Raw genomic sequence first — 21985 nt, forward strand, 5'->3', positions numbered from 1 at the left:
ATCCATATCGTTGCCTTGAGCACCTAACGCCGTTAGGAGTGTGCCGTGACCACTCCTGCCGAGGAGGCACGTATGGCTGAGACATCGGCGGACACGACAACCGAACAGCTCCCGTTCCCGCTGCCCAGGGCGACCGGATGCCCCTTCGATCCGCCGCCCGCGCTGCGGACCCTCCAAGCGGACAAACCCCTCTCCCGGGTTCGCATCTGGGACGGCACCAGCCCGTGGCTGGTCACCCGCTACGACCACCTGCGCACACTGCTCGGCGACCCCCGGATCAGCGCCGACGCCTCACGTCCCGGATACCCGCACCGCAACGCGGGCGGCAAGGCGACCGACTCGGTCCGCCGCACGTTCCTCACCATGGACGACCCGGAGCACGCCCGCTTGCGGCGCATGGTGACGGCACCCTTCGCCATCAAGAAGGTCGAGGCACTGCGCCCGTCCATCCAGAAGACCACCGACGCCCTGATCGACACCATGCTCGCCGGTCCCCGGCCGGCCGATCTGGTCGAGGCACTGGCGCTGCCCCTGCCGAGCCTGGTCATCTGCGAACTGCTCGGGGTGCCGTACGAGGACCACGACCTCTTCCAGCGCAACACCAAAGTCATCGTCCGCCGTACGTCGACACCCGAGGAGGTCCTCGCGGCACAGACGACCCTCACCGACTATCTGGACGATCTGCTCAGCACCAAACGCACCCGCCCCGGAACGGACTTGCTGTCCGCGCTCGCCACCGAGCGCGTGAACACCGGCCAGATGACCCAGGGCGAAGCCGCGAAGACGGGTGTCCTCATGCTCGGCGCGGGCCACGAGACCACGGCGAACATGATCACGCTCGGTACCCTCGCCCTGCTCCAGCACCCCGATCAGCTCGCCCTCCTGCGCGACACCGACGACCCCAGGGCGGTGGCCGCGGCGGTGGAGGAACTGCTGCGCTACCTCACCATCACCCACTCCGGGCGCCGCCGTACGGCGCTGGCGGACATCGAGATCGACGGGCAGGTCATCCGCGCGGGCGACGGAGTCGTCCTGGCGGGCGACATCGCCAACCGTGACCCGGAGGCCTTCCCCGACCCCTACCGGCTCGACATCACCCGCAACGCACGCCACCACGTCGCCTTCGGATACGGCGTGCACCAGTGCCTCGGCCAGCCGTTGGCCCGCATCGAACTCCAAGTCGCCTTCAGCACCCTGCACTCCCGCGTCCCGACCCTGCAACTCGCCTGCGAGATGGACCAGTTGGAGTTCAAGCACGACGGCATCGTCTACGGCGTCTACAAACTCCCGATCACCTGGTAAACCCCGCCGGTCACCAGTGCGTCAGAAGGGAAAACCCATGCGTGTGGAAGTCGACCAGCCCAAGTGCGTGGCGTCCGGACAGTGCGTCCTGGAGGCTCCCGAGATCTTCGACCAGGACGACGACGGCATCGTCGAGCTGCTGAACCTCCATCCGGACGCCGCGCACCAGGACGGGGTCCGAAACGCTGCGGCCATCTGTCCCGCCGCGGCGATCCGGCTGGTGGCGGAGTGACCGTCGGCGCACCCCGCCGCGTGGTCATCGTGGGAGCCTCGGCGGCCGGGCTCACGGCGGCCGAGACGCTGCGACGCGAGGGCTTCGACGGCTCCCTCACGCTCGTCGGCGAAGAGAGGCATCTCCCCTACGACCGGCCGCCGCTGTCCAAACAGATCCTCACCGGCGCCTGGCCGGCCGAGCGCGTCCAGCTGCGCCGGACCACGGACCTGGACGCGCTCGGCCTGGACATGCGGCTCGGCGTGCGCGCGACCGCCCTCTCCCCCGCCGCACGCACGGTGACACTCGCCGACGGCACCGAACTCGCCTACGACGGACTCCTCATCGCCACCGGAGTCCGGCCGCGCCGTCTGCCCGAGTGCGACGTGGCGGGGGTGCACGTGCTGCGCGACCTGCGGGATGCCCTCGCCCTGCGCGCCAGGCTGGCCGCCGGCGGCCGACTCGTCGTGGTGGGCGCCGGGTTCCTCGGCGCCGAGGTCGCCGCCGCCGCCCGTACCCTGGGCACGGCCGTCACGCTCGTCGAACCCGCCTCCGTCCCGCTCGCCCACGCCGTCGGCCGGCAGGTCGGCTCATACCTGGCACAGGTGCACCGCGAGAACGGCGTGGATCTGCGGACGGGCACGACGGCCGCCGGGATCGAGACGGCTGCCGGACGGGTCACCGGAGTACGGCTGGACAGCGGGACGGTCGTCCCGGCGGACGACGTACTGGTCGCCGTCGGCTCCCGGCCCAACACGGCTTGGCTGCAAGGCAGCGGCCTGCGGACGACCGACGGTGTGGAGTGCGACATGTACAGCGCGGCCGCGCCCGGCGTGTACGCGGCCGGGGACGTGGCCCGCTGGTTCAACCCGCTGTTCGGCACGAGCATGCGCGTCGAGCACCGCACCAACGCCGCCGAACAGGGCATGGCCGCCGCCCGCAATCTGCTGCGTCCCGAACAGCCGCGGCCGTACGCCCCCATCCCCTACTTCTGGTCCGACCAGTACGGGATCAGGATCCAGGCGTTCGGCAACCTCCGCGGCCACGACGAGGCGCAGGTGCTCGACGGCGACCCGGCGGACGGCCGCTTCCTCGTCGCCTACCGCGCCGGCCGGACACTCACCGGGGCACTGGCCGTGGGCATGCCCCCGCGCGAACTGCGCCGGTGGCGGAACGCCATCGCCGCCAAGTCCGTATGGCAGGAGGCCGTCACCGACCGGACGGGGCCGCCCCGGCCCGCGGCAGTGGCCCAGGGCAGCGGGCCGGGCTGACGTTCGCCGTGCCGATCCGCGGACGATCGTGCCTGCTCGCGCGCCCCGAACCGGGCGCGAGGCTGCCGTCGGCGTCGACGGCCGCGCCTCCGTGGCGCCGGGCAGGCCGATGACGACCGCCACCATGGAGCCCTTCCTGGTCAAGGGCAATGCGGCCAGGGGAGGCGGCGCAGCAGCGGCTGACGTCCGGGGCGGCACGCAGGTCCGCGGCCTCCTGCACCGGAGAACGGATCTTCTCCGTAGCCTGGGGCGTCGTCCTGCTCAACCCGCCAGGAAGGGCCGCAGCAGATCAAGGAGGGCCCGCGGGCGGTGCAGCGGAATGATGTGTCCACAGTCCTCGATACGACGTCCCGTCAGATCGTCGGTGATGGGGCGGAGTTGGTTCTCCAGGGCCGCACCGACGGGGTGTGCGCCCACGGCCATCGTGGGTACGGTCAGCCTTCCGTCAGCGACGGCCTGCTCTATCTGCGCCGCGCTTTCGGGCAGGGCCCGGTAGTACGAGAACGCACAGCGCAGCGCCTCCCGTCCGGTGAAGGCCCGGACGAAGGCGTCCCGGATCCGCGGCGTTGCTCCCTCACCGAGAGTCCCAGCGGTGAGGAACCAGGCGATGTAGCGGGCTTCGTTGCCGCTCAGGACGTGCTCCGCGAGGCCGGGCACCGCATGGAAGCCGAACCACCACGGGGCGCCCGCCGCGAGGAAGTCCTCGGCACCGGGCAACCGTCCGAGCAGGGACTCCATGACGACGAGTTGTCGCACCAGGTCCGGTCGGCGCATGGCCAGGAGAAACGCCGGAGGCGTCCCGGCATCGATGGCGATCACCGCGGCGCCGGACACCCCGAGTTCCGCGAGCAGTGCCGCGGCGTCGTCGGCCAGGGTACCGGCGTCGTATCCGGACGCGGCACGGCTGCTCGCCCCGAAGCCGCGCAGGTCCGGCGCGATGACGGTGTACCGGTCGGCGAGCCCGGCCATGATCTGCCGCCACAGCTCCCACGTGTGCGGGAACCCGTGCAACAGCAGAACGGCGGGGCCTGCCCCGTCCAGGGCTACGTTCAGTTCCACACCGTTGACGGCGACTCGACGCAGCTCAGGCATACGTATCTCCATGCGGGAAGCAGTATCCATCGGTGACGAAGCAACCGTAGGGAACTACCGTTGAGGTCCCAAGACGGCACTTTTCCCTCAGGTGGTGAGTCCGGCGTGACCACGTCGCAGCGCGGTGACCTCTTCGATCCGCTGTGTCCGACACGACAGCTCCTGGACCGGATCGGGACAAAGTGGACCTCGATGGCCGTCAAGGTCCTCGCCGAGGAAGCCCCTGGCGAGATCCGCTTCGCGGACCTGCGGCGCCGCATGCCGGGTGTCTCGCAGAAGATGCTCTCCGTCACCCTGCAGAGCCTGGTCCGTGACGGTCTGGTCGCCCGCCGCGTGGAGGCGACCGTGCCTCCAGCGGTGCACTACCGCCTCACCGACCTCGGTCTGTCCCTGGAGCAGCCGCTCGCCGCACTGCGCGCATGGGCCGAACAGCACATGCCGGAGATCGCGGAACTGAACCGGCGCCAGGCCGACGAGCCGCCGGGAGGGCGTTGTTGACGGTGCGGTCGCGGATCCCGGAGGCGCGCCCTCCCGACCGAGTGACCATCGTCACGACGGCACCGGGGCAACCGGCCGGCGCTTCGCGAAGCGGTCCGTGTGCCGGTTCTCACGCCTGGGCCGCGACGGAATCACGGCTCTCACAAAGCGCCCAACTGTGATTATGTGGCGCACGGCTATCACTTCACCATCGAACTGCCAGGGGGATCGCCCATGAGTCTGACGGGGACACCGTTCTTGGTCCTGCTGATCGCGGCCACCGCATTGTGCGTGGTCGGCACCATGGTGCTCTGGTCACATCTACGGGGTCCCCAGTCACTGCGCTGGCTGCTACGGCTGATCATGATCGGTCTGTGCCAGCTCACGGCAATCTCGGTGGTCGCGACCTGGATCAACAACGACTACGGCCTCTATGCCTCCTGGGACGATCTCCTGGGCAGGAACAACGGGGCCGTCGCCATGCCCGGCCCCCCGGCCGACCGCGCGAAGTTCACCCACAGCGACGCGGGACTCCTGGACACCTACTTCCGCGGCAAGCACTCACAACTGTCCGGGCAGGTCATCGTGTGGACGCCGCCGCAGTACAACCAGCCCCAGTACCGCCACACGCGCTTCCCGGTCGTGCTGCTCCTGCACGGCGTGCCGGGCAGTCCCGCGTCCTGGCTGGAACACGGCGGCATGCCCCAGGACTTCCAGCAACTGATGAAGACGGGCACCTCACACCCGTTCATCCTGGCCATGCCGGTGGTCGATCCGGGCGGCATCGACACCGACTGCACCGATCAGCCCGGCCGGAAGGTCGCCACCTGGATGGCGCGTGACGTGCCGGAACTGATCGGCCACAAGTTCCGTACCCTCTCCGGTCCCAAGGGCTGGGGCGTCATGGGCTTCTCCACCGGAGGCTTCTGCGCCGCGCGGCTCCCCCTGGCCTACCCGAAGGTCTTCGGCGTCGGCGCCGCACTGGATCCCGATCCGCTGACCGGCGACACGGGCGTGATCACGGACCCGCGAACACGCGAACACACCAGCCCGACGTACATGGTGACGCACACCACAGCATCGGTGAGCCTGTTCCTGGCCACGTCGGCCGAGGACCGGCTCAGCCCGCCGCACTACATCGAGCAGTTCGCGAAGACCGCTGCCACCACCAAGGTCCAGACGCAGACCATGGTGCTGCCCAACGGCGGCCACAACTACAACACCTGGACGCGGTTGTACCCGGCGGCCTTCAACTTCCTGAGCCGCCACACCACCGCGCCGAAGGCATGACCAAGCCGTCCGGCGACAGGCGGAGGCGACCGAAGTAGCGGCGAGACCGACTTTGGGATGACTGCCCCGCCCGGAGCGCGCACCTTCGGCGACGACGCCTCGACGCACGGCCGATAGCACGGGCGCGTGCCTGAGGTCAGAGTCGTGTGCATGAAGAAGGTGCTGGAAATAGTCGGGTTCATCGCCCTGGTGCAAGGTGCGCTGGGGCTGGTGCAGGAGTTCACGCAGTGGCACGTAGGCCTGGTGCGACGCCTGTCGTTCTTCCATGGCTACGAGGCCATCGTGAGCTTCATCCTGATCATCCTGGCTTGCGCACTGTTCGCCGCCGCCGAGAGGCGCGAGCAGTGACCTCGACCACTTCTACCGGGAGTACTTCTACCCGATCGGGGGGTAGGCAAGGGGGCATACGCGTCGCACGAGGGGTCTAGGATCCGTGCCCGTGGCAGACGTCCCCGATGAGTTGATCAAGCTGGAACGATCCGCCGAGGAAGAGCGCGCGAAGCTCGCGGGCCTCACCGGTGACGAGTACGACGCTCAGCTGCGGCGCTGGCGCCAGGCGTCCGACGCGGTACAGGCGGCCATCACCGCGCACGCCGCGGCCACCGAAGCCAGCCGCTATGACGTGGAGCAGGCCGTGAAGAAGGCCGTGCGGCATGCCCAGGAGGACCCGGCGGTCGAATAGCCGCGCGGGTCCTAGGACCGCTCGGGCCAGGTGCCCAGTACATCGCCGGTGTCCTCGTCGGTGAGGGTGACGCGGGCGCCGGCCATGCCGACGTACCCGCGGACCCAGCTACGGAACTTCCCGCGGGCGATCTCCTCGATCCGCCACCAGCCGTGCTGCACCGGACGACCGTCGCGGGCGAGCAGCAAGTGGTACCGGCCGGGGCCGGTCAAAGGCCGGCTTCGCAGGCCGAGCACGGCCCCGACCTGTCGGGGTGCCGGCGCTTCGCCGTGGTCGACGTGACGCATGCCTTGAATTAGATCGCTTGTTCGATTTTTGAGGCAAGCCACAGCCTGCCGACAGGCGAACACGGTAGGCGGGTGCCCGATGCCGCCGTGCCGTTCGACTGGCCGATGAGCGCCGATCCGGACGCCGTACCGACCACACACCCGGCCCAGAGGCAGGCGCTCGCCGACCTGCTCTCGCGGTTCGCGTGGGCAGGTGATCCAGGCATCGCACGACTCCGGCGCGGAAGAGATGGCCGCAGCCCGGGAAGGGTGAAACCGTCGCGAACTTCGCCGGCCTCACGGATGGATCCAGGCAGTGGCGGGACCCGCGAACCGGGAAACCGGGCGAGGTGATCCACGGCAAGAGGTCGTGGACGCCATCGCCGAGGCCCCGACAGCACGGAACGGCCGCCCCCTCACGGACGTCGGGATCCAATCCGTCACCGTCGACAGGCGGCAGTCCTGAATCAAGGGGCACCACGTCGACCGCGCAGTCCGGCGCTCCGGCATGTCGCGGTCCACGCGGTGAAGTGTGCGGCCGAACGTCGCGCGGGCCGTCGATGTCTTCGCGCGGCGCGATGAGGAGCGCCGCCGCGACCGTCCGGACGACTTCCGTCTCGGCCGGGAAGACCACGGCCGAGGCTTCTCCTCCGGACACCGGCACGGGGCGGATCCGCGGACCGATCCGCCGACGGGCCGGTACGTGGCAACCCGTGCCGGATGCGCCCTCCCGGGCATCTATGATCATGAGCATGTCCGCCCTGCACGAGCGTTCCGCACTCAGTCAACTGGCCCCCGATGAGCGACTCCTGGGGTACGGCTCCGTCGTCCCCGCCAAGAGCGCCAAGGGCATCAGCGTGAACATCGGGGGCGCCCTCGCGAACCAGCTGGTCGGCGCCGTCGGCGCTCAGTCCGGCGGAGCCGACAGTATCGCCGCGGGTATGCCGCGCAGCTCCGGCGCGCTGCTGCTGCGCGTGACCGACCAGCGGGTGGGACTGGTGAAGCCTCTCGACGGCACCCCGGTGTGGGAGGTGCCGCGGACCTGGGTCACCCGGGTCGAACGCCGGCCTCGTACCCAGCTGATGGCCCGCTTCCGGCTGCACTACGCCGACGGCTCCTGGCTCGCCTTCCTCACCATGAGGCGCCGTACGCTCGAGCAGTTCCGCTCGCTCATCGGCTGATCCCGGGGCCGGACCACGCCGACGGCCCGTTCCGTTTTTGAACGGTTTCAATGGACCAGCCAGACCGTACGAGGGCATGGCCGGCATCGCCAAGGACCCGGCCGGCCCCGGCTTCCGCCACTTCTTCCTGTGCCCTCACCTCGACCCGACCGGGAGGATCACCCACGTGTCCGGCTCGCACGTGTCGCCGTACGGCGAGATCGTCAGCGAATGGCGGACCGAACACGGGACCCTCGCCTACCGGGCCACGATCCCCGCCAACAGCACGGCGACCCTGTCCATCCCCACCACGGACCCGTCCACCGTCCGCGAGGGCAGGACACCCCTGTCCCGCGTCCAGGGCGTGCAGTACCTGGGCTTCACGAACGGCACGGCCTCGTACCGGCTGCCGTCGGGGCACACTACGACCTGACGGCAACGCTCATACCCACGGGGGCGGAGGACCGAGAAGCCCACTGAAGTGCCCGTTTTCTGCCCTTGTACGGTGTCGGCATGTGGCGCACGGACATCATTCACGGCGACGGCACGTGGACGGGCTTGTCTCTGGAGGTCCAGGCACGCCGGCAGCCAGGCCTGTGCCTCTTCAGCGCCGAGCGGCGGCTGCTTCTTGCACAGCAGTCACGAGTGACGCTCCTCGCCGCCGTCGACGAGGACTTCTGCGGAGTGGAGTTCTGGCGCACGGACGCCTACCGCTCTCCTCTCCCGCCGTTGCGTGCCGCGACGGGACGGGCTCTGGCCGACCGCCTTGACCGCTGGGCGTACCGCTTCGTACAGCACCTGCTCGACGCATCGGGCAGCCCGCTGCACGACGGCCGCTGGCTGCTCTCCCGCGAGAGCCCGCTCCTGCGCTGGAACCACGGACGCCGGCCGCAGGCCGAGTACTGGAAGTCGATGCTCGTCGAGGGCCATCCCGACGGATACATCGACTGGTTCATCCACAACGGCTCGTGGGAGGTCCTCCCGCTGCGCCCGATGCCCGACGCGGACGACAGCCGGGTCAAGGCGTATCGCAAGCAGGCCCGTGAGGGAACGCTCCCGCCCGTTCTGTTGTGGTGGGTCAGCGGTCTGGACTGCCATCTGATCCTGGACGGGCACGCCCGGCTCGCCGCGGCGATCGCCGAGTCGACCGCACCCTCACTGCTGCATCTGCACCGCACTGCCCCGAGCGACGAGGTGGCCGCGGGCACCGAGCAGGCGATACACCTCTACGAGGCCGAGTTGGCCCGTTTCGCCGAACTCCGCACCGCCCACGGCGCCGGCGTCCCGGACGGTGCCGCCATCGCAGGACCGGCCCTCGCCCGGCGCCTCCAGGAACTGCACACGGCCCGACAGCCGAGCTGGGCCTGGCCTCTTCCGGGTGGGGAAGTCCACTGGCGCCGCGTCGCACACGAGGTGACCGACGGCGAGTGGCCCGCGGGCGGCGGGGCAACGGTGTGACGCGGCGCGGGTGCTGAGGTTTCTGAGCTGCCGACGGCACTGGACCAGGTCACTGTGCCGCGACAAGCGCGCGGCACGGCAAGGCCCGCTCCTCGGTCCCGCCGCCGCCGTCGCCCGGCTCCACCCGGTACAGACGGGCCTGCGGCACGCGGGTCACGGCGTCCGACAGCGAGCCATCCACGAAGAGGGCCCCGACGCCGTCTTCGAGCGCCCAACCGGCAGACAGCGCGCCGGTTGCCACGGCGGCCCGGTAGGAGGAGCGGCGGCCCGGTTCACCGTCGTCGTCGGTGGAGAAACCGCCCCCGAGGAGAGTCAGACGACGGCCGGATACGAAGGTGCGGCGCATGGGTCCGGACCGTTCCTGGCTCATCGATCTCCCCCTCGGTCGAGCAGCCTTGAGTGCAGCCTAGGGGAGTAGGAGCCGGTCGGTCTCGGACGTTTCCCACACGTCCGGCGGCGTCGGTCACATTTCTCGGGCGCGATCCGTCAGGGCAGTGACCACGACAGAAAGCCCGAAGGAGACGGCGATGGAGACACGTTCGATCACGGCGGAGGTTCCGATGGCTCCCCGGATGTCCGAGGACCCCGCGGACCTCGTGCCCGAGCTGGCCGCGGTGTCGGCGGCGCTGTTCAAGGTCACCGGCAACGGTTCGGTTCCGCGCACCACGATCAGCCTGGCGCAGCTGCGTGCTGGTCAGATCGTCGGCAGCACCTACCTGACCGTCCTGCACGCGGGCTTCCTGCGCAAGGCCGGGGAGTCGGACGAGCGGATCACGTCGGTGGTGTCCTGGCAGGACTCGCCGTACTTCACCGGTGCCGAGCGTGCCGCGCTGGCCCTGGTGGAGGCGGTGCTGCAGCCGTCCGCAGACGGCGAGCGGGTCTCCGACGAGCTGTACGCGCAGGCAGCCGGGCACTATGGACCCAAGGCGCTCGCCACGCTCATGTTCGCGATCGGCCAGGTCAACTTCTTCGTCCCGGTGGCGCTGATAGCCAAGCCGGTGCCGGGTCGGTCGTTCTCCGCCCCGTGGAAGTGAGGCCACCCGGGCCGCCGGCCCTCGAAGAAGTCCCCAAGGGGAAGTGGTCCTGCTCGACGGCACCCTCGTCCCCACCCACCGCCCTACCGGAAGGACCAACCGATCTGTTCCGGCAAACACCACCGCCAACGCGCCCCCGTCGGGCATGGCTTCGCCCACCTCCAGAACTGGCGAATCCTCACCAGACTCCGCACCGGCCCCGCTGGGAGGGGGCGCCAGGCTGGGACAAGGCTCGCCAGGGCCTGAGGCCGTGCGGGAGCCGCGGCGCCATGGGTGGCATGGGCGGCATGAAGTGTCAGAGCGGGGCGAGCATCATCAGGATCTCGTCACAGTCGTCGCCTGCCGCAAACCTCAGAGCGCCTGGCCACCGGCCGATCTCCTGCCAGCCGAGCCGTCGGTAGAAGCCTTCAAGGCCCACACCGCCGCGAGCGGCGAGATGCAGTTGTTCCAGCCCTATCTCGTCCCGCGCGATCCTGCGGGCTTCTTCCATGAGGGCACGCCCGACACCTTGCCCGCGCACGGAGGTGCGGGTCTGGACGTGGTGGAGGGTTCCCCAGTGTGCGATCAGCTCGAACGGGTCACGCCGGATGTTGAGCCAGCCCGCAAGCTCCCCGTCCACCCTTGCCGTGAGGAGTCGACAGGTGTCCGGGCAGAGCTGGTTGATGATGCGGTCGAGAGCCGACAGCACGGTGGCGGCATCGACGGGAGGAAACGGGAATCCGGCCGCGCCGCCTGCATTGGTGACCTCGACCCAGCAATCAGCGAGAGTCTGTCGGAGCTCCGGGGCGACGTCCTTGGCGGTCGTGAACTGTTGGAAGGCGATGGTGCTTGTGGTCATCCCGGGATCATGACACCCGCCTCTGACACACCCCCTCAGCGCAGAGGCGGTCGGGCAGCGGGCTCACGCCATGGGCGGGTGCAGCGATGACGGTGTGGTTGAAGGTGGCTGTCATTCGGCTGACCTCGTTGTTGTCCGACACGGAAATCGGACTCGCGGTGCGCGAGTGCCGGGAGGTCCGCGTGCCGAACTGAGGGGGCGCGTTCTTAGCACCCGCCGTGCGATCAGCTCTCCACCGGGTGGCCAATCCGTGTGTGCGTAGCGCCGGTCCGGTGTTCACGTCGGGTGTCTCTGGTTGATCAGACCGGCTGCCACAACAGAAAAGCGGCGGCGGAAAAGTGATCATTCGTTTGGGTGGATGGATGTGCTGCGGGGTGTCGCGCCAACACCGCCGGGGAGGTTGGGGACGTCCCATAGCCGATCCAGGAACGGGACGAACAGTGTTGATCAAGAGGGGAATCCATGCCGGACAGCCAGACGAACACAGCGCAGGACACGGTCCGGAGCGGGAGCCCGGACTCCGCAGTGGACCGGGTGGCCGACTTCTACGGGGCGTACATCGACGCCGTCTCTGACGGCACCGACGATCTGTCGGACGAACTGCGCGCCCACTACCTGACGCAAGACTTTCGCCAGCGCCTGGCCGCCTGGGAGGAAGCCAACCACGCCGATGGTGTCCTGCGCGCCCAGGACGTGCCCACCCGTTGGGAGGTCCGGTACTTCGACAGCGGCGCCGGGCACCTGTTCACCACGGTCACCCTCACTTGGGGCACCGGCCCTGACGCCGGGCACACCCAGCTGTCGGTGCAGAGTGATCTGAGCACCAAGCTCATCTCGGACATCGAGGACGCCCCAGCAGGTTCCTGAGTGCCGAGAGTCCTGGGGCATGGTCACACACGCAGCCGGATCCGGATCCGGGCGCAAGGGGACCATGCCCCGACCCACCAGAGACGCCCTGGTGCGTCGAATCCCCGCTCGTCGCAGGCGTGGACGACATCGCCGACGTAGTCCTCACCGACCTGCATCAGTCTGGTTGATGTCCTTGACCGTCCGGCCCTGGGCCGACATCACCACCACGATCGCCCGGCAGAGTTCCACCGGGTCCTTCGCGGTCCGGGTGATCCGCTGCGATTTTTGATCCTCCACGCGCCAACTCAGGTATCTCACACAGGGGTTGCTGCGCAGTTTCCAGTTCGCCCACTACGGGGCAGGGTGTTCGCGCAGGCGAGCATCGAGGTCGACCATGCCACGCCCGCAAGTGATAGGTGTTGACGGTCCGACCGGTCCGACCGGTCAGGCGCGGGCCACCGGAGAGAAGGGGGAACCCTGTGCACGCGATAGTGGCGGAGGTCTGGCGAGGCGACTTCCTGGAATCGGTGCACCACGGAACCGTCCATGCGACCGGGCCGCACGGACAGACCGTGCTGAGCGTCGGCGAGCCGGACCGGCCGATGTACCCCAGGTCGGCCAACAAACCGCTTCAGGCGCTCGGCATGCTGCGTGCCGGGCTCGGCCTGGACGGCGAGCTGCTGGCGCTGGCCTGTGCGAGTCACTCCGGCGAGGCCTTCCACCTGGACGGGGTACGCGAGATCCTCGAGGGCGCCGGCCTGGACATCGGCGATCTGCGGTGCACGCCGGGACTGCCCATCGGTGAGGCCGCGCTGCGCGCCCACGTCGCGGACGGTGGCGGACCCACACGGCTCACGATGAACTGCTCGGGCAAGCACGCCGCGATGCTCGCCACCTGTGTCGCGAACGGCTGGGACACGGCGACGTACCTTGATCCACGCCACCCGTTGCAGCGTGCCCTGCGCGAGACCGTCGAGGATCTGGCCGGAGAGAAGACAGCCGCGACCGGTGTCGACGGCTGCGGTGCACCGCTGTTCGCCATCGGCTACCGAGGCTTGGCCCGCGCCTTCGCCGAGCTGGCGACGAGCCCGACCGGATCCCTGGAGCGACGGATCGCCGACGCCATGAACCGGCACGCCGAATACGTCGGGGGCACAGGCCGGGACGTGACCCGCCTGATGCACGCGCTGCCCGGCTCGGTCGCCAAGGACGGCGCGGAAGGCGTCTACGCGATGGCGCTTCCCGACGGCTCCTCCGTCGCCCTGAAGATCGCCGACGGCTCGCCCCTGGCCCGGCCCGTGGTCCTGATCGCCGCGCTGCGTCGGCTGGGTGTCGCCACGGACACGCACCCCACGCTCGCCGAGCTGGCCACGACCCCCGTCCTCGGACACGGCAAGCCGGTCGGCGCCGTGCGCCCCGCGGAGATCTTGCAGGAGTAGTCACCGCACCCCGCGCGCAGTCCGCGTTTCCGGCAGCGCACCGCTCCGCGGCGGTCTTCGACCCGGTCACCGGACCCTGTGTGCCAGTCGGGGAGAACCTGGTGGGACCCCGAACGGCGATCCGGGGTTTCCCTGATGTGCGGGGGTCCGCGAAGGATGATCCTGGATGCATGACGAACCGTCACCCGCACCGTCGTCGTACGGCCGCCACGTGGCTGCGCGCACTCGCCGCCTGCGCTGTAGCACCACTCTGCGCCCTGGCCACCGCTCTGCCCGCTGGCGCTGCCGTCCCACCCGCGGACGCGGCCGTCCCCGCCGCCACCGCCGCGTCGCCTGCCCGGCAACTGACCCTGCCCGTCCCGTCCGGCCGACATCACGTCGGTGCGGTGCCTCTCCATCTGGTGGACCGCTCACGCCCCGGTCCTTGGCAGCCCGGGCAGAAGTACCGGGAGCTGATGATCACCGTCTACTACCCCACGACCCGGACGACCCACCATCCGCCGGCCCCGTACATGCTGCCCGCGGCTGCCACGCATTTCGACCAGGTCACCGCCAATGACTACCTCGGGATGGACCTTCCGGTCGGCCGGGCGGACTGGGCCGGTACCGTCACCCATGTTGCGACGGGCGCTCCCGTGGCGGCCGGACGCAGCGGGCACCTGCCCGTGGTGCTCTACTCCCCCGGGCTCGGCGAACCCCGCACTTGGGGCACCACGTTGGCGGCCGATCTGGCGGGCCACGGCTATGTCGTCGTCACCGTCGACAACACCTACGAATCGCCCGAGGTCCAGTTCCCGAACGGCACCCTCGCGACCATGTCGCCGCCCGCCGATCCCGACGCGTACGTCCGCAAGTCACTGGCCATCAGGGTCGCCGACACCAGCTTCGTCCTTGACCAACTCCAGTCGCTGGACAGCGGCCGAAACCCCGACGCGGACGGCCGACGGCTGCCCGACGGCCTGGCCGGCGCCCTGGACCTGTCCGAAGTGGGCATGTTCGGCCACTCGATGGGCGGCACCGCCGCCGCGCAGGCGATGGACGCCGACCATCGGATCGCCGCAGGGATCAACATGGACGGCAACCTGACCAATATCGACGGTTCACTCATGCCGGTCGCCCAGCACGGCCTCGACCGGCCCTTCCTGCTCCTGGGCAAGGACGGCGACACCGACACCGGGCCGGGTTGGCAGGCGTTCCGCGCCCATACTCCGGGCTGGACCAGACAGCTCACCCTGCGCGGCTCGGAACACGCCTCTTTCACCGATGCGGAGGCGCTCCTCCCGCAGTTGCATCTGCCCTGCTCCGTCCGGACGGCCGACCTCGGCACCATCAGCCCGACCACCGCGATTCGCACCAACGAGGCTTATGTTTCCGCGTACTTCGACCACTGGCTGCGCGGTGGCAGCGGCGAGCTGCTGGAAGGGCCGTCGGCGAAGTACCCCGACATGATGTTCGTGAACTGAGCCAACCCGATGCAAGCCAAGTCGCCCAGCTGGCCGATGTCGAGTCCGGCCCCGGTGAGTCCGTGTCCGTGTCACCGCGTCCGGCGTCGGTCCGGGCACGGGGTCGTTCGTGCGACTGCAGCCGGATGTCGTGGAAGCGCGGATCCCCTCATGCAAGGCGGGCGGAAATCATCACGGCATTCCATGTGCGTCCAGGCAATCGCACCTCCGCCGGCCTCTGCGACCGGACCGAGTCGGGAGCGGACGGAAGAGACGTTCCCGGTGCGGCGCGGCACAGCGCTGGGCACTGGGCACTGGGCACTGGGCACTGGGCGGGAGCATCAGGCGGGGCTGTTGGATCGGACACCACCCAGCGCTCAGACGCTGGAGAGCAGACCGTCGAGTGGGGCGGGTACGCGGTCGGGATCGAGGGCCTCGACGAGTACACGCCCGTAGTGGATCTTGCGCCCTTTCTTCGTGCCGAGGAAGCGCCGCAACTGCTGCTGTGAGGTACGGCTCCGCTGTGCGGGCTGGCGCAGGAAACTCTGCAGGGCACGCAGATCGCCCTCCGCCCTCACGAGTTCCTCCACCCGGGTCACACCCAGCGCGCGGATCAACTCGTCCTCCAGATCCGCCGCGCAGACGAAGAACCTCTGCTGTGCCGCACCGGCCCGCCCCAAACCGCGGGCGTAATAGCTACGCTCCGCCTCGTCGCACAGCCCCGTGAGGCGCAGGCCGAGGCCGAGTGGCCCGAGGAGGCGGGCGAAGCGTCCGACACTCATCGCACCGCCCATCGGCAGGACGCAGACTCCTTCGGCCGCCAGGTTGCGGCCCCGCCGCGCGGCCAGCGCGCCGACCGCTGCGGCGTCGCTCGGCCCTTCGAGCAGGACGCCCGTGCGGACGGACAGCCTCGCGGCCAGTTCACGTGCGGGGTCGCCGGGGCCCCCGGCCGCCCACGCGATGACCGCCTCCCGGAACGTGCCCATGTCAGCCATGAGACGAGTGTCCGCCCTTGCCGGTCATCGCGGTAGGGAATTTCGGCCGGAGCGGAGGGAATGTCGCATGACCCAGGTGCGCGTTGCGCGCTTCGGCCATGGCCGCGTTCGCGCATTGCGGACCCGAACTGGTCGTTGAATTTCTTGACCGTGTGGGCACGCCTCGCTTCGACGGCAGCCGGTGGCCAGGCCGGGCGAAGGCGGGATCCTGCCGTGTCTCGCCGAACGTCGGCCCCAACTGCCCCTGCGCATCGAACAAAAGGCCGCCCACCCTGAGCGACGTAGCAGGTCACCCACTGATCACGCAGAAATCAAACCGTTCTCACGCTTTTTTCTTTCCCGAATCGGAAAGAAAAAGTGTACGTCAATCCCAATGGTCGAATAACGGTTTGGGGTTCATCAACTTACCCCCATGAGCCGGTCGTGGATTAATTGCATTCAGTTGGTGAACGTCCCGGGGAGCAAGCCCCTCTGACAAGCCGTAATGGACTTCGCATCCCTCGGCACCGCACACCAGAGGCACCACTTTGTCTTCGCCCGCATTCGATGCGCCCCTCCCGCCCCTCACACCGCTCCCACCCCTCGCACCCCTCACACCGCCTGACGACCGGGCCCTCTTCCGTTCCGCGCCCGCTTCACCCCCGCGTACCCTCGTCGACGTCCTGCACACCACCGCCGCCCGGCACCCGGACGCTCCCGCCCTGGACACGGGGGCCGAGGTGCTGACGTACCGCGAGCTGTGCGCCGAGGTTCTCCGCCGTGCCCGGTGGCTCACCGCGCAGGGCGTCGGTCCCGGCGACCGGGTGGGGATCCGGGTGCCCTCGGGTACCGCGGAGCTGTATCTGTCCATCCTCGCCGTACTGCACTGCGCAGCGGCCTACGTCCCGGTCGACGCGGACGATCCCGAGGAGCGGGCCCTCACCGTCTTCCGCGAGGCCGGGGTGTGCCTCGTGCTCGGACCCCAGCCGCAGCCCGCCGGCCTGCGGGTACCCGCGGGAGCGGCGAACGACCGCCGCGCGCCCGTTCCGGAGGACGACGCGTGGATCATCTTCACCTCCGGCTCGACCGGCGCGCCCAAGGGCGTGGCCGTCAGCCATCGGTCCGCGGCCGCCTTCGTCGACGCCGAGGCACGGCTGTTCCTGCCGGGCCGGCCGCTCGGCCCGGGCGACCGGGTCCTGGCGGGACTGTCCGTCGCCTTCGACGCCTCCTGCGAGGAGATGTGGCTGGCGTGGCGCTCGGGCGCCTGCCTGGTGCCGGCCGAACGCTCGCTGGTCCGGGCCGGGCATGAACTCGGGGCCTGGCTCGACGACCGGCGCATCACCGTCGTCTCCACCGTGCCGACCCTGCTGGCCATGTGGCCCGAACAGGCGTTGCGGCGGGTGCGGCTGCTGATCCTGGGCGGCGAGGCGTGCCCTCCCGGCCTGGTCGAGCGGTTCGCCGGTCCCGAGCGGGAGATGTGGAACACCTACGGCCCCACGGAGACCACCGTCGTGGCGTGCGCCGCCCGTCTGGAGCCCGGCCGTACCGTGCGCATCGGACTGCCGCTGGCGGGCTGGGAACTGACCGTGGTCGACGAGGCCGGGGAACCGGTGGCGTACGGGGAGCAGGGCGAGCTGGTCATCGCCGGGGCCGGTACCGCGCGTTACCTCGACCGTGCGAAGGATGCGGAACGGTTCCGGCCGTGCCCCGCGCTGGATTCGCCGCGCGCCTACCGCTCGGGCGATCTGGTGCGCGCCGACGCCGAGGGGCTGGTGTTCCTCGGACGCGTCGACGACCAGGTCAAGCTCGGCGGGCGGCGCGTCGAGCTGGGTGAGATCGACGCGGCTCTGCTCACGCTGCCGGGGGTGCGCGGCGCGGCCGCGGCCGTGCAGTCGACGGAGGCCGGCGCGCAGATCCTGGTGGGCTACGTCATGGCGGACCCGGCCGCCGACGGGCGGTCCGCGTTCGAGGCCGGCCGGGCCAGGGCCTTGCTGGCCGAGCGGCTGCCCGCTCCGCTGGTGCCGGTGCTGGCCGAGGTGACGACTCTGCCCACGCGTGCCTCTGGGAAGGTCGACCGCAAGGCGCTGCCCTGGCCGGTGCCGCTGGCGGGTGGCGCCGACGGCGGCGGTGACGCGGCGCACCGGCTCACCGGGACGGCGGCGCGACTGGCCGACGTCTGGGAGCAGTTGCTCGGTCTGCGGCCCGGCCCCGACAGCGACTTCGTGGCGCTCGGCGGCACCAGTCTGACCGCCGCCCGCATGGCCTCGATGCTGCGCGAGGAGTATCCGGGCCTGTCCGTCGCGGACCTCTACCGGCACTCGGTGCTGCACCGCATGGCCGCCCATCTCGACTCCCTCGCCGGTCCCGCGCAGGAGGTGCGCCCGGCACGCCCGGTGCCTCGGCGGACCGCCGTCGTGCAGTTCTTCGTCCAGTTGGCCGGCTACGGGATCACCGGGCTGCGCGGGCTGGTCGGCCTGGCAGCGGCGGACAACGTGCTCGGCTGGATCGCGCCGCACAAGTGGGCCCCGCACACGCCCTGGTGGCTGGTCCTGGTCGGCTGGGCGGTGCTGTTCAGCGCACCCCTGCGCTGTCTGATCGGCGCGTCCCTGGCCCGCGCGCTGGCCGGTTCGGTCACTCCGGGCGCCCATCCGCGCGGCGGAGGCGTGCATCTGCGGCTGTGGAGCGCGGAGCGGGCGGTCGCGACGTTCGGCGTGCCGTCGCTGCTCGGCACGCCGTGGGCGGCCGTGTACGCCCGCCTCCTCGGCTGCCGGACCGGACGCGACGTACGGCTGCACACCATGCCCCCGGTGACCGGCCTGGCCGACCTGGGCGAGGGGTGCAGCATCGAACCCGAGGCGGACATCGCGGGCTGGTGGCTCGACGGTGACACGCTGCACGTCGGCCGGGTCAGCGTCGGCGCGGGTGCGCGGGTGGGTCACCGCAGCACGCTCCTGCCGGGCGCCGTCGTCGGCCGTGGCGCGGAGCTGACCGGCGGCAGCTGTCTCGGCGACCGCATTCCGGACGGCACCGTATGGACCGGTTCGCCGGCGAGGCCGGCCGAGGCCGCCGAGCGTCTCGCGGGTGTCGGCTGGCCGGCGCCGCCGGAGGGCCGCCGTCGCCGCTGGCACCTGGCCTACGCGCTGTCCCTCACCGGGCTCCCGTTGCTGTCCCTGCTGGCCGCGGCCCCGGCTCTGTTCACCACCTGGCTGCTGGTGCGCCACACGCCTGCGCTGTCGGGCGCGGCCCTGCGCCTGCTGGCCGCCGCGCCGCTGTTCGCGGTCGTGACCACGGTGTGCGGGATGCTGCTGACCGCGCTCGCCGTACGGCTGCTGAACCGCTCGATCAAGCCCGGTCTGCACCGCGCGGACGGGGGCGTGGCCTGGCGCGCCTGGCTGGTGTCGCGTCTGCTCGACGGTGCCCGGGCCGGCTTCTTCCCCCTGTACGCGAGCCTGGCGACGCCGTACTGGCTGCGGCTGCTCGGCGCGCGCGTCGGCCGTGGCACCGAGATCTCGACGGTGCTGCCGCTGCCGTCCCTGCTCCGGGTGGACGACGGGGCGTTCCTCGCCGACGACACCCTCGTCGCGCCGTACGAACTGCGCGGTGGGTGGATGCGGTTGGGGCATGTGCGCATCGGTGAGCGGGCGTTCGTCGGCAACTCGGGCATCGTCGGCCCCGGCCGCGACGTCGGCGACCGCGCTCTGGTCGGTGTGCTGTCCGACGCGCCGACGCAGGGCGAGCCGGGGATGTCCTGGATCGGACGGCCGGCGATGCCGCTGCCGCGGCTGCCGGAGACCGGTGACCCGGCACGGACGTTCGCCCCGCCCCGGCGGCTGGTGGTGGCCCGTGCGGCGGTGGAACTGTGCCGTCTGCTGCCCGTGATCCTCGGCACGGTGCTGGCGGAGTGCCTGTTCGTCACTTCGCAGGAGACCCTGGACCTCGGCGGGCTGCCGCTGGCCGCGCTCGCCGCCGCGCCGCTGCTGATGGCCGCCTCCCTGGTGGCGTGCCTGACCACGACCGGCGCCAAGTGGCTTCTCGTGGGCCGGTTCCAGCCCGGCGAACGGCCGTTGTGGTCGTCGTTCGTGTGGCGCAACGAGCTGTTCGACACGTTCGTTGAGGTGCTGGCCGTGCCGTGGGGGGCGGGGGCGCACCTGGGCACACCCGTGCTGAACTGGTGGCTGCGCAGCCTCGGCGCACGCATCGGACGCGGGGTGTGGTGCGACTCGTACTGGCTGCCGGAGACCGACCTGGTCAGCCTCGGCGACGGGGTCAGCGTCAACCGCGGATGTGTGCTCCAGACGCATCTCTTCCACGACCGGATCATGCGGATGGACACCGTGCACCTGGCGGCCGGCGCCTCCCTGGGCCCGCACAGCATCGCCCTGCCCGGCACGGAGATCGGCGCCGGCGCGTCCATCGCCGCCGCTTCGCTCGTGATGCGCGGTGAGACGGTGCCGGACGGCACCCGCTGGGCGGGCAACCCCATCGCCGGTGTCGGCGCGCCGGCCACCGTCGCCCCGCTCGCCGGAGGTGAGGCGGCATGAGCTGGTGCAGCCGGCGCGCGCTCATCCGCGGCGCGGCACTCCTCCCGCTCACGGCGACGGTCGCGGACCACGTGCCGTGGCAGGCCGAGCGCTATTTCGCGAGCCACGGAACGGACGGTCACCGCACCCTCTCCTACGACCTGCACCTGGCGTACGACCCGGTCGCCGGCACGCTCGACGGGCGGGCGCACATCCGGGCGGTGGCGGACCGGACGCTGCCGCAGGTCGAACTCGACCTGTCCAAGCTGACCGTGTACGACGCGAGGATCGACGGCACCGCGGTCCGGCCCGGCAGGAGGCGGAACAAGCTGCTCCTGCCCGCGCCGCGCCCCATCCACGCGGGTACCCCCTTCAGCCTGGAGATCGGCTACGGCGGCCGGCCGCGGCCGGTGCACACGACGTTCGGGCAGATCGGCTGGGACCGTACCGGCGACGCGCACGACGGAACACTGGTCGCCTCCCAGCCGCTCGGCGCCCCGTCGTGGTTCCCGTGCAACGACCGCCCGGACGACAAGGCCGAGTTCACCTTCCGGGTCACCGTGCCGCGCGGCCACCAAGCACTCGCCAACGGAACGCTGCTGGAGCGCAGCGAGACGCGCACCGGGGCGTGCTGGACCTACCACCACCGGGGCCCCATGGCCCCCTATCTCGCCTCGCTGTACACTGGCCGCTTCGCCCACGAGAGCTGGCAGGCCCAGGACACCGCGACGGGCCGCCGTATCACCGGCCGCAATGCCTTCCCCGCGCGCCTGTCCCGTCAGGCCCGGCACGATCTGGGCCGCCAGCCCGCCATGCTCAGCGCGTTCACCGGCTGGTTCGGGCCGTATCCCTTCGAGACGTACGGCGCGGTCGTCGTGGACGCCGACCTGGACGAGCCCGTGGAGAACCAGACCGTGTCCGTCTTCGGACGCAACCACATCGACGGCGACCGGAGCTGTGAGACGCTCGTCGCGCACGAACTCGTCCACCAGTGGTACGGCAACAGCGTCAGTCTGCGGGACTGGCGCGACATCTGGCTCAACGAGGGCTTCGCCACCTACGGCGAGTGGCTGTGGTCGGAGCACATCGGTGAGGACTCCGCGGACACCATCGCCCGGGAGTCGTGGCACACGCTCGCCAAGGGTTCACAGAGCCTGCGGATCGCCGACCCCGGACCGCACCGTATCTTCGACGACCGCGTCTACAACCGGGGCGCGTGCGCACTGCACGCGCTGCGCCTGACGTTGGGCGACGAGCGCTTCTTCGCGGTGCTGCGCGGCTGGCACGAGGCTCACCAGGGCAAGAGCGCGGACACCGCCGCGTTCATCGCTCATGCCGGCCGCTCCCGTCCCTCGACGATCGAGCCCCTGTTGCGCGCCTGGCTCTACGACAGGCGGCTACCGCCCTTGCCACGGCCGGGGCCCGTGGGCGCGCAGGCCTGAACCGGCCCTGTCCGGCGGCCCGTCCGAGACCGCGATGCCTCGGACGGGCCGTTCGCCGGGGCGCAGGAGTCGGGCGCGTCGGGACTCCGGCTCCCCGGCCGGTGTCGTGCGGACATCCGGGGAGTCCTCCCAGCGGGCGTGGACGAGCTGCTGGGTGCGGCATCCGCTGCGCACCGCCCAGGCGTGACAGGCCGGGGAGACCGCGAGCAGGACGAGCAGGTCGTAGGGGGTGGGCACG

Annotated in this window: 21 protein-coding genes and 1 pseudogene; 16 read left to right on the plus strand and 6 right to left on the minus strand. The window is 70.7% G+C overall.

From position 1 onward, the window contains the following. The first annotated feature begins 72 nt into the window (after positions 1–72). The 3 genes from ADK64_RS30505 to ADK64_RS30515 are packed head-to-tail and all read left to right on the plus strand — an operon-like array spanning position 73 to position 2784. Positions 73–1302, plus strand: a complete 1230-nt coding sequence (locus ADK64_RS30505) for a cytochrome P450 (protein WP_053664185.1) — start codon at positions 73–75, stop codon at positions 1300–1302. Positions 1303–1339: 37 nt separating this feature from the next. Further along, positions 1340–1534, plus strand: coding sequence for a ferredoxin (locus ADK64_RS30510; protein WP_053664187.1), 195 nt, complete (start codon positions 1340–1342; stop codon positions 1532–1534). Further along, positions 1531–2784 (plus strand): NAD(P)/FAD-dependent oxidoreductase, encoded by a 1254-nt coding sequence (locus tag ADK64_RS30515; protein WP_199829748.1) that lies wholly within the window; start codon positions 1531–1533, stop codon positions 2782–2784. The genes ADK64_RS30510 and ADK64_RS30515 overlap by 4 nt, the downstream gene beginning before the upstream one ends. Before the next feature lie 261 nt (positions 2785–3045). Here ADK64_RS30515 and ADK64_RS30520 read toward each other — a convergent pair whose 3' ends face one another. After that, the gene (locus tag ADK64_RS30520; RefSeq protein ID WP_078992926.1) at positions 3046–3876 is read right to left on the minus strand and encodes an alpha/beta fold hydrolase; all 831 of its coding nucleotides are present in this window, start codon (positions 3874–3876) and stop codon (positions 3046–3048) included. 105 nt (positions 3877–3981) lie between these two features. On the opposite strand from ADK64_RS30520, the gene ADK64_RS30525 reads away from it, so the two are divergent. From ADK64_RS30525 to ADK64_RS30540, 4 genes are all read left to right on the plus strand, one after another. Then, the gene (locus ADK64_RS30525; RefSeq protein WP_078992927.1) at positions 3982–4374 is read left to right on the plus strand and encodes a winged helix-turn-helix transcriptional regulator; all 393 of its coding nucleotides are present in this window, start codon (positions 3982–3984) and stop codon (positions 4372–4374) included. A 213-nt stretch (positions 4375–4587) separates the two neighbouring features. Continuing rightward, on the plus strand, positions 4588–5643 hold the full coding sequence (locus tag ADK64_RS30530; RefSeq protein WP_053664193.1) for an alpha/beta hydrolase: 1056 nt from the start codon (positions 4588–4590) through the stop codon (positions 5641–5643). A 150-nt stretch (positions 5644–5793) separates the two neighbouring features. Then, positions 5794–5991: a hypothetical protein gene (locus ADK64_RS30535; RefSeq protein ID WP_053664414.1), complete on the plus strand. Its 198-nt coding sequence runs from the start codon at positions 5794–5796 to the stop codon at positions 5989–5991. Between the two features lie 91 nt (positions 5992–6082). Continuing rightward, positions 6083–6325, plus strand: coding sequence for a hypothetical protein (locus ADK64_RS30540; protein WP_234384758.1), 243 nt, complete (start codon positions 6083–6085; stop codon positions 6323–6325). Between the two features lie 11 nt (positions 6326–6336). On the opposite strand, the gene ADK64_RS30545 is transcribed toward ADK64_RS30540, so the two are convergent. Next, positions 6337–6612, minus strand: coding sequence for a hypothetical protein (locus tag ADK64_RS30545; protein WP_053664197.1), 276 nt, complete (start codon positions 6610–6612; stop codon positions 6337–6339). Positions 6613–7343: 731 nt separating this feature from the next. Here ADK64_RS30545 and ADK64_RS30550 point away from each other — a divergent pair. The 3 genes and pseudogenes from ADK64_RS30550 (at position 7344) to ADK64_RS30560 (ending at position 9209) form a co-directional block, all read left to right on the plus strand. Further along, positions 7344–7772: a hypothetical protein gene (locus tag ADK64_RS30550; RefSeq protein ID WP_159046369.1), complete on the plus strand. Its 429-nt coding sequence runs from the start codon at positions 7344–7346 to the stop codon at positions 7770–7772. Positions 7773–7839: 67 nt separating this feature from the next. Further along, positions 7840–8231, plus strand: a pseudogene (locus ADK64_RS30555) (alpha-L-rhamnosidase C-terminal domain-containing protein); the annotation flags it as partial. Between the two features lie 33 nt (positions 8232–8264). Beyond that, positions 8265–9209 (plus strand): hypothetical protein, encoded by a 945-nt coding sequence (locus ADK64_RS30560; RefSeq protein ID WP_053664416.1) that lies wholly within the window; start codon positions 8265–8267, stop codon positions 9207–9209. Positions 9210–9258: 49 nt separating this feature from the next. On the opposite strand, the gene ADK64_RS30565 is transcribed toward ADK64_RS30560, so the two are convergent. Continuing rightward, positions 9259–9555 carry a hypothetical protein gene (locus tag ADK64_RS30565; RefSeq protein ID WP_063789976.1) on the minus strand — a complete coding sequence of 99 codons (297 nt, stop codon included), beginning with the start codon at positions 9553–9555 and terminating at the stop codon, positions 9259–9261. 181 nt (positions 9556–9736) lie between these two features. On the opposite strand from ADK64_RS30565, the gene ADK64_RS30570 reads away from it, so the two are divergent. Next, positions 9737–10243, plus strand: a complete 507-nt coding sequence (locus ADK64_RS30570) for a carboxymuconolactone decarboxylase family protein (RefSeq protein ID WP_053664202.1) — start codon at positions 9737–9739, stop codon at positions 10241–10243. A gap of 295 nt (positions 10244–10538) precedes the next feature. On the opposite strand, the gene ADK64_RS30575 is transcribed toward ADK64_RS30570, so the two are convergent. Next, positions 10539–11081 (minus strand): GNAT family N-acetyltransferase, encoded by a 543-nt coding sequence (locus tag ADK64_RS30575; RefSeq protein ID WP_053664204.1) that lies wholly within the window; start codon positions 11079–11081, stop codon positions 10539–10541. A gap of 462 nt (positions 11082–11543) precedes the next feature. Here ADK64_RS30575 and ADK64_RS30580 point away from each other — a divergent pair, with 462 nt between their 5' ends. From ADK64_RS30580 to ADK64_RS30590, 3 genes are all read left to right on the plus strand, one after another. Beyond that, positions 11544–11948 (plus strand): hypothetical protein, encoded by a 405-nt coding sequence (locus ADK64_RS30580; RefSeq protein ID WP_053664205.1) that lies wholly within the window; start codon positions 11544–11546, stop codon positions 11946–11948. Between the two features lie 461 nt (positions 11949–12409). Beyond that, positions 12410–13369 (plus strand): asparaginase, encoded by a 960-nt coding sequence (locus tag ADK64_RS30585; RefSeq protein ID WP_053664207.1) that lies wholly within the window; start codon positions 12410–12412, stop codon positions 13367–13369. Positions 13370–13539: 170 nt separating this feature from the next. Next, positions 13540–14832 carry an alpha/beta hydrolase family protein gene (locus ADK64_RS30590; protein WP_053664209.1) on the plus strand — a complete coding sequence of 431 codons (1293 nt, stop codon included), beginning with the start codon at positions 13540–13542 and terminating at the stop codon, positions 14830–14832. Between the two features lie 356 nt (positions 14833–15188). Here the strand turns inward: ADK64_RS30590 and ADK64_RS30595 are convergent, their stop codons facing one another. Next, the gene (locus ADK64_RS30595) at positions 15189–15806 is read right to left on the minus strand and encodes a TOPRIM nucleotidyl transferase/hydrolase domain-containing protein (protein ID WP_053664211.1); all 618 of its coding nucleotides are present in this window, start codon (positions 15804–15806) and stop codon (positions 15189–15191) included. A 662-nt stretch (positions 15807–16468) separates the two neighbouring features. On the opposite strand from ADK64_RS30595, the gene ADK64_RS30600 reads away from it, so the two are divergent. Together ADK64_RS30600 and ADK64_RS30605 are read left to right on the plus strand one after the other, a co-directional pair. Beyond that, a complete protein-coding gene (locus ADK64_RS30600) occupies positions 16469–20326 on the plus strand; it encodes a Pls/PosA family non-ribosomal peptide synthetase (RefSeq protein ID WP_053664420.1) in 3858 nt (1285 codons plus the stop codon). Further along, positions 20323–21747 carry a M1 family metallopeptidase gene (locus tag ADK64_RS30605; protein ID WP_053664213.1) on the plus strand — a complete coding sequence of 475 codons (1425 nt, stop codon included), beginning with the start codon at positions 20323–20325 and terminating at the stop codon, positions 21745–21747. The genes ADK64_RS30600 and ADK64_RS30605 overlap by 4 nt, the downstream gene beginning before the upstream one ends. Here ADK64_RS30605 and ADK64_RS46760 read toward each other — a convergent pair. After that, positions 21703–21984, minus strand: coding sequence for a hypothetical protein (locus tag ADK64_RS46760; protein WP_053664215.1), 282 nt, complete (start codon positions 21982–21984; stop codon positions 21703–21705). The genes ADK64_RS30605 and ADK64_RS46760 overlap by 45 nt on opposite strands. Between the last annotated feature and the right edge of the window lies 1 nt (position 21985).

It is taken from the genome of Streptomyces sp. MMG1121, assembly GCF_001280015.1.
Taxonomy (GTDB): domain Bacteria; phylum Actinomycetota; class Actinomycetes; order Streptomycetales; family Streptomycetaceae; genus Streptomyces.